Genomic DNA, 14,250 nt, shown 5'->3' with positions numbered 1-14,250 from the left:
TCGAACGCCCGCCAAGGGCCTCGAACCACCGGAGCCACCATGCCTGTTGCCCACTTCAATCGCCGCCGTTTACGACTCGCCGGGACCGCCACGGCCGCCTTATTGGCACTGACCGTCCCAGCCGCCTCCACGGCCTCGGCGGTCCCGGCTCCCGCGACGCCGCTGAGCACTACTGCCGCCACAACGACCATCAGCCGGCTGGACCGTGCGGCGCTGGACCGGACCCTGAAGGCATTCCATGACGCCGGGATGTACGGCGCCTACTCTGCGGTGCGAACCGGCTCCGAGCAGTGGCAGGGCGCGGCGGGGCTCGCCGACGTCGGCACTGGGCGCCCCACGACCCCGCAGATGAGACACCGCATCGGCAGCATCACCAAGACCTTCACCTCGGTCGCCGTGCTCCAGCAGGTGGGGAAGCGCCGCATCGAGCTCGATGCGCCGATAGGCCGTTATCTGCCCGATCTCGTCCCGGGCGAGCGCGGCCGGGCCATCACCGTCCGGATGCTGCTCAATCACACCAGCGGAATCGGCGACTACGCCGGAGCGATCTTCGCGACACCGGACAGCCTGGAAGGCAACCGCTTTCGTCAGTTCGCCCCCGAAAAGCTGGCCCGACTGGGCCTGCGGGCCGCGCCATTGGGCAAACCGGGCCAGGCGCACCACTACTCCAACACCAACTACATCATCGCCGGGATCCTGCTGCGGAAGGTCACGGGCGAGTCCCCGGAGCGGTACATCACCGACCATGTCCTCCGTAAGGCCGGGCTCCGGCACACCTACTTTCCGACGTCCGCGAACCTCCTCGGCCCGCACGCCAAGATGTACGAGGCGGCGTACGGAGACTTCGACCCACCACGCGACTTCAGCGTCTACAACCTCTCCTGGGCCGGGACGGCCGGTTCTCTCGTCTCTACCATGTCCGACCTGAACCGTTTCTACGGTGAGCTGCTGAGCGGCAGACTGCTGGCCCCCGCCCAACTGCAACAGATGAAGACCACGGTGCCGATAGCAGGGACCACCGCCCGCTACGGCCTGGGCCTGCTCAGCACCAAGCTGCCCTGCGGAGAATTCTGGGGACACAACGGCCTGGTGCTCGGGGCGATGACCTGGTCTCTGTCGAGCGCCGACGGCCGCCATCGGATATCCCTCGGCTTCAACCTGACGCGCTATCAAAAGCTCGACAGCAACGGCCGGCCCCTGCCGAGCCCCATCGATGCCGCCATGCAGACGCACATCATGCAGGCGCTCTGCAGCACCAACGGAAGCCCGCATCCCGGTATGTCGCGCGCGCTCCCGCTGCCCAGCGCACAGGAGGTGCCCCGCCCCCATGCGCTGTCACAGGGGCGGGGCGGGTCCGAGTAGCGCCAGCAGCTCGGATAGTTACGGGGACCACCGTACGGGTGGCCACTGACAACGGGCCTGGGACCGAGCACGTACGCCCACATCAAGCCGCCGGGCGTCTGATGACCGGGCCTGCCATGCCACCCGATCGGGGTAATGCACCGGGAAGGCCCGTTGGCACAATCACTGCGGCACCCCGTGCCCAGGCGGGGGAGCCCAAACCAAGGAACCCGGACCAACAAACCCGGGCCAAGGAGTCCGGACCCCGGCCCGGCGAAGCCTCCTGACACCGCCGCCTCAGTGACGACGGCGCCGCCTCCCCCTTCCGTAACTGAGGGCTGTGGTGCGGGGACCGACCTCAGCCCTCTCCCAGCACGGCCCGGATGACGTGCCTGGCGTTGTGCGCCATCGCCGGGTTGGTCCTCCGGTGGTACGGCAGCGCGATGAGCGCCTGCGAGAGCGTCCGCCCCCGGCCGCGGCGCCAGGTCGCATCGTCCACGCCGAGCGCCTCACGGAAGACACCCCTCGCATCGGCCGGGAGCAGATTCCACGCCGGGAACAGATCGCACGCCGGATCGCCCAACCCCATGCACCCGAAGTCGATCACCGAGGTCAGCCTGCCACCGTCCACCAGCAGGTTGCCCGGCATCAGGTCGGCATGCAGCCACACCGGCGGACCGTCCCAGCCCGGGGCCCGGAGCGCGTCCTCCCATACGGCGGCCACGGCATCACAGTCGACGCCTTCCTCGGGGATCCCGCGCAGTTCCTCGATCGCCGCCCGGGTCGACGCGTCGAGCGAGGCCAGTGGCCCGCCGCGGTAGGCAGCCGGAGCCCCCGGCAGGGTGATGCTCCGCATCTCCGCCACGAACCCGGCAAGATCCTTGGCCAACAGCACGGGCTCGCTCAACGCCCCCGCCTCGGGGTTCTCCCCCGCCAGCCACCGGTACACCGACCACCGCCACGGATACCCCTCAGCTGGCTCCCCGGCCCCGAGCACCTCGGGGATGGCCGTGGCCAGCCGGGGCGCGAGGCGGGGCAGCCACTCCTGCTCCATCGATACGTCCTCGGCTCCGCCCTTCACCAACGGCAGCCGTACGACCATGTCGTCACCCAGCCGGTACATGGCGTTGACCGTGCCGCCGGACGGAAGCCGCTCCACCGACAGCCCCGCCCACCGCGGGAACTGCCCCGCGACCAGTCGCCGTACGAGGTCGTCGTCGAAGGAATGGAGGCCGGGATGCATCTGCCCTGTGCTCATGAGCCGCCATCCGATCGCTGGACGCGGCGGGCGTCAAACACTTTTCCGGCTGGTGCTGCAGGCAGCCCACAGTTACGGGGCCCGGTCATCACGCCGGCCCCAGCGGCCGAGCCGGCTCGACGCCCGTGGCGACGTTCGCCGGCGCGGCTCGCCGGCCCGCTTGACTCCCCCGGCCCGATTGCCCACATCCAGCCGCTCTCCCGCTCCAGCAGCACCAGCAACCCCGCAGATACCCCAGCAGCTACTCCCCCGCCGCCACGCAGCCCGACTACCGGTCACCTCAACTGCGGCTGCAGTATTGCCGTCGGGAGGACTTGATGACTCAAGAGGTGACGACTCAAGAGGTGCCGCCGGGAATCCCTCGATTCTCGCTCGCGACGGTGGTCGTGGACTGTCCGGATGCGCAGATACTCGCGTGCTTCTATCAGCGCCTGCTGCGATGGGAAGTGAGATTCAGCGAACCTGACTGGGTGCTGCTCAGGCCACCGGAGGGCGGTACCGGGCTCTCGTTCCAGTCGGAGCCCGGGTTCCGGCCCCCGGTATGGCCGGAACAGCCGGAGGAGCAGCAGAAGATGCTCCACCTCGACATCCGGGTTGACGACCTGGACGAGGCCGAGGCGTACGCGGTCGCATTGGGTGCGAGGCGAGCCGAGATCCAGCCGCAGGACGACGTCCGCGTCCTCTTCGACCCGGCGGGGCATCCGTTCTGTCTGTTTCTGCAGGGAGACAGCTCGGATTGAGGTACCGAGGCGTTGAGATACCGAGGCATTGGCGCACCGAGGTGCTCCGTTGACGGTCCATGAGGGCCGTACGGGTGGATCGGTCGGCCGGAGATCCACCGAACGCGGAGCGTGTGGAACTGGACACATGCAGAGAGCAAGATGCGACCAACCGCCGATGGTCCTCGCTGGTCAGCGAGTTGGGGTGGTGCAGGGATGGGGGCGGAAACAAGCTCGGGGGGCGTACGCCGGGCGCACGGGGTGATGAATTGTCAGCGACTGCCCCTAACATGTCTTACATGTCCCCCTCTCCTTCTCCCCCTGCCGGGGTGCCCATCCCTGCGTCCGAGGCCAACGAATCGATCCGGCGATTTGTACGCACCCGGCACGGTTTGGCATGGACGGCGCAGGACATGGCGGAGTATGCGGTACTGCTGGAGATCTGGACGACAGCAGTGCGCGCCGAGGTAGTTGAGGCAGCGTAGGCACGAGCAGGAAGGCCCCGAGCCGGCAGACTCCGAGTCGGCAGACGGTGCACAAAGGCCAAAGGCCCCGCCGGGAAGGTCCGCACTGGGCGGGACCCGGCAGGGTCTTTGTGCGTCCAGAGATCTCAGCAGCTGGGGAACGTTGGTGCTCTACCAACTGAGCTACGCCGACCCGAAGTCGACGACGGGACTCGAACCCGCGACCGCCCCATTATGAGTGGAAGTAGCCCCGGCCTTCGCACCTGGACGAGATCCACTGTAGCCCCGGCCGGCACAGCGGGCACCCGGTTTTATGGGACCACCTGCCAGCCCCGAACCCAGCCCCGACCCACCCCGAACCCGTCCTTGAGTCCGGACCTGGCCCCGATCCCGCCGCCCGACCGCAGCGCCATACGCCGGATCCGCCGTTCACCCCACATACTTGACGACGACCTTTGTGTACGCGTACGGGTCCTGCGACACCCCGCTGCAGCTGTCGCCGTCGCTGCCGGAGGCGCACTGGCGGTCGCGGTTGACCGACCAGAAGGCGAAACGGGCGATGTGGTGCTGCCGGGCGTAGGCCAGGATCGTACGGAAGTCCGCGAGGGTGACGGTCTCGTCGGCCTCGTCGGTCTTGCCGTTCATCGAGGAGACACCGATGTGCGGGTAGGCGTCCGCGTCGCCGTATCCGTAGGCTCTCTTGACCGCGGATTTCAGCCCTTCCAGGGCACTGACGGTGGCCTGGCCCATCGTCCCGCTGTGGCCGCCGAAGTCGAAGGGCATGACGGTCCAGCCGTCGTTGTCCAGACCGGCCGCCGCGTCTTGAGGGCGTCGACGACGCGCTTGCGGACCGTGGCATTGGCGAACTCGGTGTTCTCGATATCGATGTCGAGCGCCCTGAGGTGATAGGCGTCGACCACCTTCTGGTATGCCCCGGCGAGCGCGCCGGCGCTGCCGCATTTCTCGCCGAGCTTGGCGCCACTCCAGCCGCCCGCCGAGACCACCACATCGCCGCCCTTGGCGCGTATCGCCCGGATCGCCGACTCATCGCTGCCGCCGGTCAGCGCACGGCTGCCGTCCCACTTCGGGTTGCAGCCACCGTCGGAGAGGATGAAGGCCAGCGTGAACCACTTGGTGCCGGTTGCCGCCATCACGTCCGTCGGCTTCTGGGGGTCGCCCCATCCCAGGTACTCGTACGGCGCAGCAGCCATCGGAACCGCCGCACGGGGTAAAGCGACGGAGGCGGGGCCGGAGGCAGGGGCAGCCGTCGCATCGGCGGGTGCCGTGGCGCCGGCGGTGCCCAGGAGCACGGAACCGGCGGCGAGCACGATCGTCAGGGATCGCGGGCAGTGGGAGCGGGCCATGGAGTCGCTTCTTTCGGACGCTTGTGGCGTGGGAGGGGTTGAAGAGCTGCGGGCGGCTTCAATGCGCTTCTTCCGCTTCTTCCGCTTCTTCCGCTTCTTCCGGGGCGACCGCCGCGGCTCGCCGGGCAGGCCGACGTGGCTCGCCGAGGGTCGGGGAGGCCGGAGCGGGCGGGGCGTCCACCAGGTCGCGGACGAGATGGTGGTCCGGGGAGAACCGGCAGGCGGGGTCGGTGGCCGAGGCATCGCCGGTGAGCGCGAAGGCCTGGCAGCGGCAGCCGCCGAAGTCCTTCTCTCGCAGGTCACAGCTGCGGCAGGGCTCGCGCATCCACGCGGTGCCCCGATAACGGGTGAAGGTCCGGGAGCGGTGCCAGATCCATTCCAGGTCGTGATCGCGGACAGTGGGCGCGTCGAGACCAGGGATCGCCGCTGCCGCCGGGCAGGGCAGAACCGTACCGTCCGGAGTGATCGTGAACGAGATGGCGCCCCAACCCCCCATACACGGCTTGGCGTTGCCTTCGAAGTAGTCAGGGACGACCCAGACCACCTCGATCCGCTGCTCGGCCAGCTCGGCGCGCCGCCGTCGTACGGTCCGCGCCGCGACGGCGAGCCGCTCGCGGGAGGGCAGCAGCGCGGCGCGGTTGCGCAGCGCCCAGCCGTAGAACTGGGTGTTGGCGAGTTCGATACGGTCCGCACCCCAGGCAGGTGCGAGATCAAGCAGCGCGTCCAGTGCGTCGAGGTTGTGGCGGTGCAGGACGACGTTGAGGCCGAGCGGCAGTCCGGCCTCCCGTATGAGGGCGGCGGTCCGTTCCTTGTCGGTGAAGGAGCGGCGGCCGGCGATCAGGTCGTTGGTGGCCGGGTCGGCGTGCTGGACAGACAGCTGGACGCTGCGCAGCCCGGCGTCAGCCAGCCGACCGAGCCGCGCCCGGCCGAGGCCGACGCCGCTGGTGACGAGCTGGGTGTGGATCCCGGCGCCGTCTGCAGCCGCGACGATCTCCGTCAGGTCCGGGCGCAGCAGCGGCTCCCCGCCGGAGAGATGCGCGCTGACGACACCGAGATCGGCTGCCTGGCGGAGCGCATCCTCCCACTCCGCTGTCGTCAACTCTGCTGATTTAGTGGCGAGTTCGAGTGGGTTGGAACAGTACGGGCAGCGCAACGGGCAGCCATGTGTGAGCTCGGCGAGCAATGCCCAGGGCCGGACCGGGGACGTGCCCGGGGAGCCCGGGGAACGAGGCGAGGCCATGGCGGGATCGCAGGCACCGGAGGGTGGGGAGAGCGTGTTCATCGCAGCCAGCCTTCCGCCCGTATTCGGCCCAGAAAGGCGGGCACTTCGTCCGCGACCGGCGCACCGGGATGGCGGCGGGCCAACTCCGCCACGATGTCCGGCACTTCCCGCTCGCCGTTGCAGAGGCGCAGTACGTCGCCCGCGCTGCCCTTGAGCACCACTACGCGTTCCGGCAGAAGCAGCAGGTCGGTGCCGCGCACCCGGTCGTACCGGAGATGGACGGCGGGGGCGAGTACGGGCCGCCACCGCGCCGTCATGGCCGCCCTCCCGAGGACCGGTCGTCCCGCAGCGGCCGCTCCCCCGGCCCGTCGTCCCCCGCCGGCCGCTCCCCCGCCTCGACCGCATCCAGCAGCGCCCACAGCACCTGGCACTTGAAGGCCAGCGCGGCGACCGCCTGCTCCTGCTCGGCTTCCGTACGCGCCCAGTCCAGGACCAGCGACAGCGCCTCCTTGCTGTCCCGCCGCCCCTGGCTCTGACGCCCCCGGAAGTAGGCCAGGCCGTCGGCGTCGATCCAGCGGTAGTGCCGCTCGAAGGCGTCGATCCTCGTGCGCATGATGTCCGGGGCGGACAGTTCGGTGAGCGAGGCGGCCACCGCCTCCAGCGGGGAGCGCAGCCGGCAGAAGTTGACATAGCCGTCGACGGCGAGCCGTACGCCGGGCAGCACCCCCGTCTCGTCCATCAACAACGACCGGTCGATCCCCGCCGCCTCACCGAGCCGCAGCCATCGCTCGATGCCGCCCTCCCCCGGCTGCTGCCCGTCGTGGTCCTGGATCCGGCGCAGCCACATCCGGCGCAGGTCAGGCGTGCCCAGCTTGGCGGTGATCAGGGCGTCCTTGACGGGGATATGGCGCTGGTAGTGGAAGCGGTTACGGATCCAGCGGCGCAGTTCGTCCGGCGTCAACTCACCTTGGTGCATACGGACATTGAAGGGGTGACGGTCGTGGTAGTTGTCGCGCGCCACGGCCCGCAGCCGCTCCTCGAACGGCGTGCTCATGAAGCGATCTCCATCCCACTCACAAAGCGATCTCCATCCCTTCCGCAGCCACCGCGAGCCCCAGCACGGCCAGCCGTTTGTGCTCTGGCGCGTCGGGATCGACGAGGGGGTTGGTGTTGTTGATGTGGGTGTAGCAGCAACGGGCGGCGAGCGGGGCGAGGCGCGCAGCAGTACCGCCCGGTCCGGCGATCGGCAGATGCCCCATGCCGGTGGCCGTACGGGTGGAGAATCCGCTGCGGCGCGGTTCGTCGTCGTCCCAGAAGGTGCCGTCGAGCAGGACGTGGTCCGCCTCGGCGATCGCCGCTTGGAAGGCGTCGGGCCAGGCGGCGAGCGCGGGGGCGTAGACGGCGGTGCCGCCGGTGCGACGGTCGCGCAGCCGCAGGGCGACCACCCACGGCTCGACGTACGCGGTCGCGGCCGCGCCGGACCCGGCCGCGGCATCCGGCCCCGCCGCCGCGTAACGGGGCCGCTTACCAGAAACCGGTACGGCGCTGATCTCGACAGCGGACCCCTCGCGCAGCGGCACCGGACGAGGGCCCAATTCCCGCCATACCAGCTCGGCGTACGGCGTGAGGACGTCGTCCAGGCGGGCGCGGTCGCCTAACGCGGAGCGGACCGGGCCGGTGGCGAGAATCTCGATACGGTCGGCCTCGCGCAGCCGGGCGAGGCCGAGGGTGTGGTCGAGTTCGGCGTCGGTGAGCACCACACCCGCTACGGGGGTCCGGCGTGCAGCGGGGCCCGGGTGCAGAGCCGGGGTGCTCTCGATCTGGTCGGCGAGGTCGGGGGTGGCGTTGATCAGATACCAGTGATCGTCGTCGGCTCGTACGGCGAGCGAGGCATGGCGGCGACGCCGGTCGGGATGGATGCGCGCCCCGGAGCACCCTGGGCAGGCACAGTTCCACTGGGGCACTCCGCCACCCGCCGCGGTGCCGAGGACCTTCAGCAGCACGGCGGGCCGGTCAGCGGGCGTTGAGGGAGTAGGCGGTGACCTCGAGTGCGGTCTCGATCACCGTGTAGTCGGGAGTCCGCCAGGCGGTCTGCTCGCGGGACGGGGCGTTGGGGTGGGTGGCCGGTTGAGGTTGGGTGTGGTCGGGGGTGTGGGGGCTCTGTTCCAGGTCGTGGTTCATGGGGCCCTCTCGCGTCGTGGGGTTCCGTGGTCGTAGGTTCCGTCGTTGTAGGTTCCGTCGTCGTGGCGAAGGCAGGGACTCCGGTCCGCGCGCCATCGGTCCGAGTGGGCGCCGGCCGTCGGCGGTTCATCCGCCACGTTGCTCGGTTGCCGTGAATCGCTTTGCAGAATCCTCAGCCGCGGGGCCCCGGTCAATGGGGCGAAAGAAAGACGCTCTCGTCCATGAAGCACCAACCGACACAAAGCCAACTTGCGCTCACATGGCCAGAGTTAGACCGACTGGTAAGAGGGCGGCCGTGGTACGCCAGGCAGGCAGTGAAACTGCTGCGGGACCAGGACACGTCCGAACTGCTGGTGTTTCCGCCTCCTGGAAACTGCGGCCCATAGGCTGCGTCACATGGACGTTCTCTTCATCACGAGTACGGCGGTGGTCGTCGCTGACCCGCCACAGAGCCGCAGACTCTTCATGGACACCCTCGGCCTCCCGCTGGAGGGCGAAGACGACGGCTACTACTCGAGCGGGAGCATCCCGGGCAGCAAGCACTTCGGCATGTGGCCGCTCTCGCAGGCAGCCGAGGCGTGCTTTGGCACACCGTCGTGGCCCGCCGACCGGGTGGTCCCCCAGGCATCCATCGAGTTCGAGGTCGCGGACGCAGACGCTGTCGCAGCGGCCGGCGGCGAGCTTGAGCGCGCGGGCTTCGCCCTGCTGCACCCGGCCCGTACCGAGCCGTGGGGACAGACGGTGACCCGGCTTCTCACGGACGATGGCTTGATCGTCGGCATCTCCTACGCCCCCTCGCTTCACGACGAAGAACGCGCCTGAGCTGCGAGTTCACGCCCCGCACACAACAGGTTGAGCGCTTGGACGGCTCGGTGGCGCTTGGACGGCTCGGTGACCATGTGGCGGCCCTGCGCGGCGAACGCCCGTGGCGCATTCCGGTCGACGGCACCAGCGTGGGCGCCCCCACGACGTACTCCACCCACGACTACGGGCGGCTCCGTACGGTCGTGTCCAAACCCGACAGGAACTCCCCGTGGCTGACGACGACGAACGCGGACAACAACGGCGACGGCGGGGAGAGCTCCGACACGGCATTCCGGACCGATCTGCAGTAGCACGATCGAGCTCCGGGGACCTGGGGGCGGGATAGCCGGATGCTGGGGTGCCGGGCGGGACGCCGGGATGGCCGACGATCGCCGCCCACCGGCTGCCCCACGCCTCATGACGAGCCTCTCCATGGCACGCTGAAGAGAGCAGAGGACAGCAGCAGCCACAGTCGCCACACGATCGGCGCGGGAACGACCAGCGCAGCCAGGATCGGCGCGGGAACGATCGACGCGGCCAAGATCAGCGGCGGCGACCACTGCACATCCACCGGGCCCGCACGCCACCAAGACAGGTCGAGGAGCACATGAGCACGCCACTTCCCGGCTTCGAGGACTTTGACGGGCTCGAGGGGATCGACAGGCTCGAGGGGATCGACGGGCCTGGGCACATCGGCCACCCCGGGCACCTCACGACATCCCCGACCGCACCCGGCGCCGCCCCGGACCACGACACCCCCGCAGCCCACTCACCCGGCGCCCACGAACGCGCCCCCCGCCGCATCCTCGCCCCCGGCGCCGTCCACGTCCCCGGCTGGCTGACCCTGGACCAACAGCGCGAGCTCGTCACCGCCTGTCGCGGCTGGGCGCGCGGCCCGGCCCCCATCCGGCACACCAAGCTCCCCCGCGGCGGGGTGATGTCCGTCCAGACGGTGTGCATCGGCTGGCATTGGCAGCCGTACGCGTATACCCGTACCGCCGACGACGTCAATGGGGCCCGGGTCGCCGAATTCCCTGACTGGATGGTCGAGTTGGGCCGACGGGCGCTGGTCGACGCGTACCAGGACGCTACGGCGGGCGACGACTACACGCCCGACACCGCGCTGATCAATTTCTACGATGCCCAGGCGAAGCTCGGCATGCACCAGGACAAGGAGGAGCGGTCCGGCGCACCGGTCGTCTCCCTGAGCATCGGCGACACCTGCGTCTTCCGCTTCGGCAATACCCAGACCCGCACCAAGCCGTACACCGACATCGAGCTGGCCTCCGGCGATCTGTTCGTCTTCGGCGGGCCGTCGCGGTTCGCGTACCACGGGGTACCCAAGGTCCGGCCGGGCACCTGCGACCCGGCGACGGGACTGACCAGCGGCCGCCTCAACATCACGATGCGGGTCACCGGGCTCAGCTGAGTCGCGCCACGCCCGGCCCGGATCTGTGGGCCACGAGGCAGACTGGACGCATGTGCCGCAGCATCAAGACCCTCCGCCCGCCCGTCACACCCGAGGTCACCGACGAGGACGTCCGGGCCGCCGCCTTGCAGTACGTCCGCAAGGTCTCCGGATTCCGCGCACCGGCCGCCCACAACCGCGAGGTCTTCGATCACGCCGTGGCGGCCGTGGCAGCCGCGACGCAGGAACTCCTCGATGGCCTCCAGGTCCGCGGCTCGGCCACCCACCAGCGCTGATACGGCCACCGACCCGGCGCCCCTACCCCGTCCTCACCACTCCACCCATGCCTGCACCGGAAGGTGATCGCTCGGAAACTGCCCGTGCTCCGAGAACGTATTGATCGTGGCACGCCGCGTCCGCACACCCGCCGAGGTGAGAATCCAGTCGATCCGGTCCCCGTCCGGCACCAGTGGCCGATACCCGTGAAAGGTGCCGTACTGAGCGCTCCGCTCCTCGGCCGTGTCCCAGCTGTCGACGAGCACCCCGTCGCCCAGCATCGCGTCGTACACGGGATTCTTATGCGCCGCGACATTGAAATCGCCTGTCACGATCCGGGGCAGTGACGGATCGAGCGCCCCGAGTCGCTCACGGATCAGCGCGGCGGAACGCTCCCTCGAGTACTGATTCGCATGATCAAGGTGAGTGTTCACCAGATAGAAGTCGCCCGAACCAACCGACGTTCCCGGCTTACCCGACGCACCTGACGCACCCGGCTCGTCCGCCGCCCGCACATCCCGGAACCGCACCCAAGTCACCATCCGGATGACCGTATTCCCCCAGGTCGCCGACCCGATCAGATACGGCGTATCGGACAGCCAGAAATGGTCGTACTCGACCGGCGCAAGCCGCCGCACATCGTAGAAAACCGCCGCGAACTCATCCCGGCTTCCGCCGCCCCGCCCGGTCCCCACCCAGTCGTAATGCGGACCGAGATCCTGCGCGATATCGCGCAGCTGCCCATAGAGCCCCTCCTGCGTCCCGAGCACATGCGGGGCCTCGCGGCGCAGCAGCGACCGCATGACGGGGCGCCGCTCGGCCCAGGAATTCGGCCGGGTGTCGGAGGCGTACCGCAGGTTGAAGGTCATCACCCGCAGCCCCCGCCCCCGGTCAGCGGCGTCCGCGGTCCCCGTCCCGTACGCCGCCACCGGTACGGCGACCGCCCCGGCGGCCGCGGCCCGCAGCGCATACCGCCGGCTGAACGCGGCCACCGGGGAACGGGGGACGGATGCCGCCTCGAGCGACTCACGGCCGGGAACGCGGTAGTCCTTCACTGCGACTCCATTCACCCATGGCGCCGACGGCACCGGCGCCCTCACCGCAGAGTCTCGAACACCTCCATGAGCCGGAAGTGGCCCCGAGGGGAACCGACTCGAAATCCTCGCTGCTCAGTCCCGCCCGGCCGGCCCCTGCCACTCCGCATGCCGGATACGGCCGAGCTCCCGCAGCCCGCCGACCGTGCCCCACTCGTCCTTACCCAGTCGCGACAACGGCCGCAGCCTGTCGATCTCGGGATGCCCGTCGACCAGCACCTCGTCCGACACCACGGCATGCACCACCCGCCCGAACACGACGGTGGAATCCCCGATCCCGAGCGTGCTGTGCACCTCACACTCCAATGCCACCGGCGAGTCCGCGACCCGCGGCGGCTTCACCCGCACACTCGGCTCGGAAGCGATCCCCGCCGCCTCGAATTCGCTCACCCCACGCGGAAAATCCGTCGCACTGTCATTGATCTGCCGCTCCAGCCCCTCCGTCGCAAAGCTCACCACAAACTGCCCGGTGGCCTCGATATTCCGCAGCGTGTCCTTCCGCCCGACGGAACTGAACTGCACCACGGGCGGCGCCACGCTGGCGATGTTGAAGAAGGAGTGCGGGGCGAGGTTCGCAGAAGCACCATCAGGGCTGATCGTCGAAATCCAGGCGATGGGCCGCGGCACCACCACCGCGGTCAGGAGCTTGTAGAACTCGTTGCGGGACATCTCAGCGGGATCGAAGTCAATGCGCATGGTGATCAGTATCCACACCGGCGGCCGCGGATCGTACAGCGGATCCACGGCACCACCAAACCCCTGAGCTCGGCGGAAAGTGCCCGGTATCGGAGCCGACGAGCACCAGGAGCCGACACCGTGTCCACCGCCCCAGCCATTGCACCGACCGTCTGGGAAGACTTCGAAGTCCCCGCACATGCCCGCGGTGGCCAGGTCACCCTCAACCTCCACGACCACCTGGCCGCATACGCCCCCAAACGACCAGGCGCCTACCTCCGCATCTCCTCCGACCGCTTCGGCCTGGAAGCCGGCGTCGACCGCCAGCTCGAAGACGCCGAGGACACCAGGTCCCGCCTGCGCTGGGGCCCGTTCGCCAAGGTCTACCGGGAGAACGACACCTCGGCCTTCAAGAAGCGCAAGGTCGTCAAGCCCGACGGCTCCATCGACTGGATCGTCCTGCGCCCCGAATTCCGGCAGCTCCTGGCCGACCTGGCCAACGGTGTCATCGACGGCGTGATCTTCTACGACCTCGACCGGCTGGTCCGCCAGCCCCGGGACCTCGAAGACCTCATCGACATCGTCGAATACGTCAAGCGTCCCGTCACCGGCGCCACCGGCGGCCGCATGAACCTGATCAACGACAGCGACCGCCACATGGCTCGCATGATGTGCGTGATGGCGCTCAAGTCCTCCGAGGACACCGCCCGCCGCGTCGCCCGCCAGCACCTCTCCGCCGCCCATAACGGCCTCGCCCAGGGCCGCATCGCCTACGGCTGGATCCGCAAGGGCGAGTGCAAGGGGCAGCTCGTCCCGGACGAGGCCGACGTCGTTGTCCGGATCTTCCAGGACTTCATGTCGGGGGAATCGGCCTACAGCATCGCCAAAGCACGATGTGAAGTCGCTGCACAACGTGGTCGCGGACGCGCTGCCGTTCGTCGGCTCCGGCTTCGCCCAGCCGCTGGCCGCCACGATCGCGCTCGGAGTGGTGCAGTGGCGGCTGCTGATCGCCGCGCTGATCGTCGTGCCGATCGCCGTCGTCTGTCTGTCGTTGCTGACCCGCGACCATGCGGCACAGCGGGCGCGCTACAACGACGCGAACGAGAACACCAACGCGGCGGTGGTCGAGTTCGTGCAGGGAATGCCGGTGGTGCGGACCTTCGACGACGGGCAGGGGTCCTTCCGCCGATTCGCCGATGCGGTGGACGAGTTCACCGAGGCGGTCGCCGGCTGGCTGGCGACCTCGCGGGCCGGGGGTCTGCTGCACCGGCTGTTCATCGTGCCGCTGCCCACGCTGCTGATCCTCTCCGCCACCGGCCTGCCGATGCTGATGGCCGACTGGATATCGGTCACCGATTTCCTGCTCGCCCTGATGATCGGGGCGATGCCCATCGAGGCGGCCGGTCCGCTGATGCACCTGGCGAACTACATCAACGATGCGAAG

General features: G+C 69.3%; 17 protein-coding genes and 1 pseudogene. 8 read left to right on the top strand and 10 right to left on the bottom strand.

The window, feature by feature from the left end; translation table 11 throughout:
* Nucleotides 1–39 precede the first annotated feature (39 nt).
* Nucleotides 40–1,362, top strand: coding sequence for a serine hydrolase domain-containing protein (locus tag ADL29_RS32390; protein ID WP_078971453.1), 1,323 nt, complete (start codon nucleotides 40–42; stop codon nucleotides 1,360–1,362).
* Nucleotides 1,363–1,699: 337 nt separating this feature from the next.
* Here the strand turns inward: ADL29_RS32390 and ADL29_RS32385 are convergent, their stop codons facing one another.
* Entirely contained in the window at nucleotides 1,700–2,599 is a 900-nt protein-coding gene (locus ADL29_RS32385) for an aminoglycoside phosphotransferase family protein (protein WP_211274432.1), read from the bottom strand.
* Nucleotides 2,600–2,916: 317 nt separating this feature from the next.
* Between ADL29_RS32385 and ADL29_RS32380 the strand changes: the two genes are divergently transcribed.
* A complete protein-coding gene (locus ADL29_RS32380; RefSeq protein ID WP_053927109.1) occupies nucleotides 2,917–3,339 on the top strand; it encodes a VOC family protein in 423 nt (140 codons plus the stop codon).
* A gap of 872 nt (nucleotides 3,340–4,211) precedes the next feature.
* Here ADL29_RS32380 and ADL29_RS46395 read toward each other — a convergent pair.
* Genes ADL29_RS46395 through pqqA form a run of 7 tightly spaced genes read right to left on the bottom strand, consistent with a single transcriptional unit; the run spans nucleotide 4,212 to nucleotide 8,549 of the window.
* Entirely contained in the window at nucleotides 4,212–4,532 is a 321-nt protein-coding gene (locus tag ADL29_RS46395; protein ID WP_053927108.1) for a glycoside hydrolase family 18 protein, read from the bottom strand.
* Nucleotides 4,496–5,146 (bottom strand): glycoside hydrolase family 18 protein, encoded by a 651-nt coding sequence (locus tag ADL29_RS46390; RefSeq protein ID WP_053927107.1) that lies wholly within the window; start codon nucleotides 5,144–5,146, stop codon nucleotides 4,496–4,498. The genes ADL29_RS46395 and ADL29_RS46390 overlap by 37 nt, the downstream gene beginning before the upstream one ends.
* Nucleotides 5,147–5,204: 58 nt before the next feature.
* Nucleotides 5,205–6,386, bottom strand: a complete 1,182-nt coding sequence (gene pqqE, locus ADL29_RS32365; protein ID WP_053927155.1) for a pyrroloquinoline quinone biosynthesis protein PqqE — start codon at nucleotides 6,384–6,386, stop codon at nucleotides 5,205–5,207.
* Between the two features lie 38 nt (nucleotides 6,387–6,424).
* Nucleotides 6,425–6,685 (bottom strand): pyrroloquinoline quinone biosynthesis peptide chaperone PqqD, encoded by a 261-nt coding sequence (pqqD, locus tag ADL29_RS32360; RefSeq protein ID WP_053927106.1) that lies wholly within the window; start codon nucleotides 6,683–6,685, stop codon nucleotides 6,425–6,427.
* Complete coding sequence (pqqC, locus tag ADL29_RS32355; RefSeq protein WP_053927105.1) at nucleotides 6,682–7,422, bottom strand: pyrroloquinoline-quinone synthase PqqC; 741 nt, start codon at nucleotides 7,420–7,422, stop codon at nucleotides 6,682–6,684. Before pqqC ends, pqqD begins: the two co-directional genes overlap by 4 nt.
* A 19-nt stretch (nucleotides 7,423–7,441) precedes the next feature.
* Nucleotides 7,442–8,371 (bottom strand): pyrroloquinoline quinone biosynthesis protein PqqB, encoded by a 930-nt coding sequence (gene pqqB, locus ADL29_RS32350; protein WP_053927104.1) that lies wholly within the window; start codon nucleotides 8,369–8,371, stop codon nucleotides 7,442–7,444.
* 10 nt (nucleotides 8,372–8,381) lie between these two features.
* On the bottom strand, nucleotides 8,382–8,549 hold the full coding sequence (gene pqqA, locus ADL29_RS43085) for a pyrroloquinoline quinone precursor peptide PqqA (protein WP_107095142.1): 168 nt from the start codon (nucleotides 8,547–8,549) through the stop codon (nucleotides 8,382–8,384).
* Nucleotides 8,550–8,945: 396 nt separating this feature from the next.
* Between pqqA and ADL29_RS32340 the strand changes: the two genes are divergently transcribed.
* The 4 genes from ADL29_RS32340 to ADL29_RS32320 all read left to right on the top strand — a co-directional run bounded on the left by ADL29_RS32340 (nucleotide 8,946) and on the right by ADL29_RS32320 (nucleotide 11,057).
* The gene (locus tag ADL29_RS32340; RefSeq protein WP_053927103.1) at nucleotides 8,946–9,371 is read left to right on the top strand and encodes a VOC family protein; all 426 of its coding nucleotides are present in this window, start codon (nucleotides 8,946–8,948) and stop codon (nucleotides 9,369–9,371) included.
* 38 nt (nucleotides 9,372–9,409) lie between these two features.
* Nucleotides 9,410–9,664: a hypothetical protein gene (locus tag ADL29_RS32335; protein ID WP_053927102.1), complete on the top strand. Its 255-nt coding sequence runs from the start codon at nucleotides 9,410–9,412 to the stop codon at nucleotides 9,662–9,664.
* Between the two features lie 296 nt (nucleotides 9,665–9,960).
* Nucleotides 9,961–10,782: an alpha-ketoglutarate-dependent dioxygenase AlkB family protein gene (locus ADL29_RS32325; protein ID WP_281181991.1), complete on the top strand. Its 822-nt coding sequence runs from the start codon at nucleotides 9,961–9,963 to the stop codon at nucleotides 10,780–10,782.
* A 50-nt stretch (nucleotides 10,783–10,832) separates the two neighbouring features.
* Nucleotides 10,833–11,057 (top strand): DUF2277 domain-containing protein, encoded by a 225-nt coding sequence (locus ADL29_RS32320; protein WP_046924091.1) that lies wholly within the window; start codon nucleotides 10,833–10,835, stop codon nucleotides 11,055–11,057.
* 33 nt (nucleotides 11,058–11,090) lie between these two features.
* Here ADL29_RS32320 and ADL29_RS32315 read toward each other — a convergent pair whose 3' ends face one another.
* Nucleotides 11,091–11,906 (bottom strand): endonuclease/exonuclease/phosphatase family protein, encoded by an 816-nt coding sequence (locus ADL29_RS32315; RefSeq protein ID WP_245689722.1) that lies wholly within the window; start codon nucleotides 11,904–11,906, stop codon nucleotides 11,091–11,093.
* 300 nt (nucleotides 11,907–12,206) lie between these two features.
* Nucleotides 12,207–12,827, bottom strand: coding sequence for a flavin reductase family protein (locus tag ADL29_RS32310; protein WP_053927152.1), 621 nt, complete (start codon nucleotides 12,825–12,827; stop codon nucleotides 12,207–12,209).
* Nucleotides 12,828–12,947: 120 nt separating this feature from the next.
* Between ADL29_RS32310 and ADL29_RS46765 the strand changes: the two are divergent.
* A pseudogene (locus ADL29_RS46765) lies at nucleotides 12,948–13,496 on the top strand (recombinase family protein); the annotation flags it as partial.
* A 205-nt stretch (nucleotides 13,497–13,701) separates the two neighbouring features.
* Nucleotides 13,702–14,250: ABC transporter transmembrane domain-containing protein (locus ADL29_RS32305; RefSeq protein WP_245689721.1), on the top strand; the 549-nt coding region annotated here is incomplete at its 3' end.

It is taken from the genome of Streptomyces chattanoogensis, from assembly GCF_001294335.1.
In the GTDB taxonomy this organism is placed as follows: domain Bacteria; phylum Actinomycetota; class Actinomycetes; order Streptomycetales; family Streptomycetaceae; genus Streptomyces; species Streptomyces chattanoogensis.
The sequence above is the reverse complement of the archived record's forward strand: the minus strand, read 5'-3'. Positions and strand labels throughout refer to the sequence as shown.

Coding starts and splice junctions, on each gene's coding strand:
- ADL29_RS32390 (WP_078971453.1), top strand. CDS start 40: ATGCCTGTTGCCCACTTCAATCGCCGCCGTTTACGACTCGCCGGGACC.
- ADL29_RS32385 (WP_211274432.1), bottom strand. CDS start 2,599: ATGAGCACAGGGCAGATGCATCCCGGCCTCCATTCCTTCGACGACGAC.
- ADL29_RS32380 (WP_053927109.1), top strand. CDS start 2,917: ATGACTCAAGAGGTGACGACTCAAGAGGTGCCGCCGGGAATCCCTCGA.
- ADL29_RS46395 (WP_053927108.1), bottom strand. CDS start 4,532: ATGGGCCAGGCCACCGTCAGTGCCCTGGAAGGGCTGAAATCCGCGGTC.
- ADL29_RS46390 (WP_053927107.1), bottom strand. CDS start 5,146: ATGGCCCGCTCCCACTGCCCGCGATCCCTGACGATCGTGCTCGCCGCC.
- pqqE (WP_053927155.1), bottom strand. CDS start 6,386: ATGGCCTCGCCTCGTTCCCCGGGCTCCCCGGGCACGTCCCCGGTCCGG.
- pqqD (WP_053927106.1), bottom strand. CDS start 6,685: ATGACGGCGCGGTGGCGGCCCGTACTCGCCCCCGCCGTCCATCTCCGG.
- pqqC (WP_053927105.1), bottom strand. CDS start 7,422: ATGAGCACGCCGTTCGAGGAGCGGCTGCGGGCCGTGGCGCGCGACAAC.
- pqqA (WP_107095142.1), bottom strand. CDS start 8,549: ATGAACCACGACCTGGAACAGAGCCCCCACACCCCCGACCACACCCAA.
- ADL29_RS32340 (WP_053927103.1), top strand. CDS start 8,946: ATGGACGTTCTCTTCATCACGAGTACGGCGGTGGTCGTCGCTGACCCG.
- ADL29_RS32325 (WP_281181991.1), top strand. CDS start 9,961: ATGAGCACGCCACTTCCCGGCTTCGAGGACTTTGACGGGCTCGAGGGG.
- ADL29_RS32320 (WP_046924091.1), top strand. CDS start 10,833: ATGTGCCGCAGCATCAAGACCCTCCGCCCGCCCGTCACACCCGAGGTC.
- ADL29_RS32315 (WP_245689722.1), bottom strand. CDS start 11,906: ATGACCTTCAACCTGCGGTACGCCTCCGACACCCGGCCGAATTCCTGG.
- ADL29_RS32310 (WP_053927152.1), bottom strand. CDS start 12,827: ATGCGCATTGACTTCGATCCCGCTGAGATGTCCCGCAACGAGTTCTAC.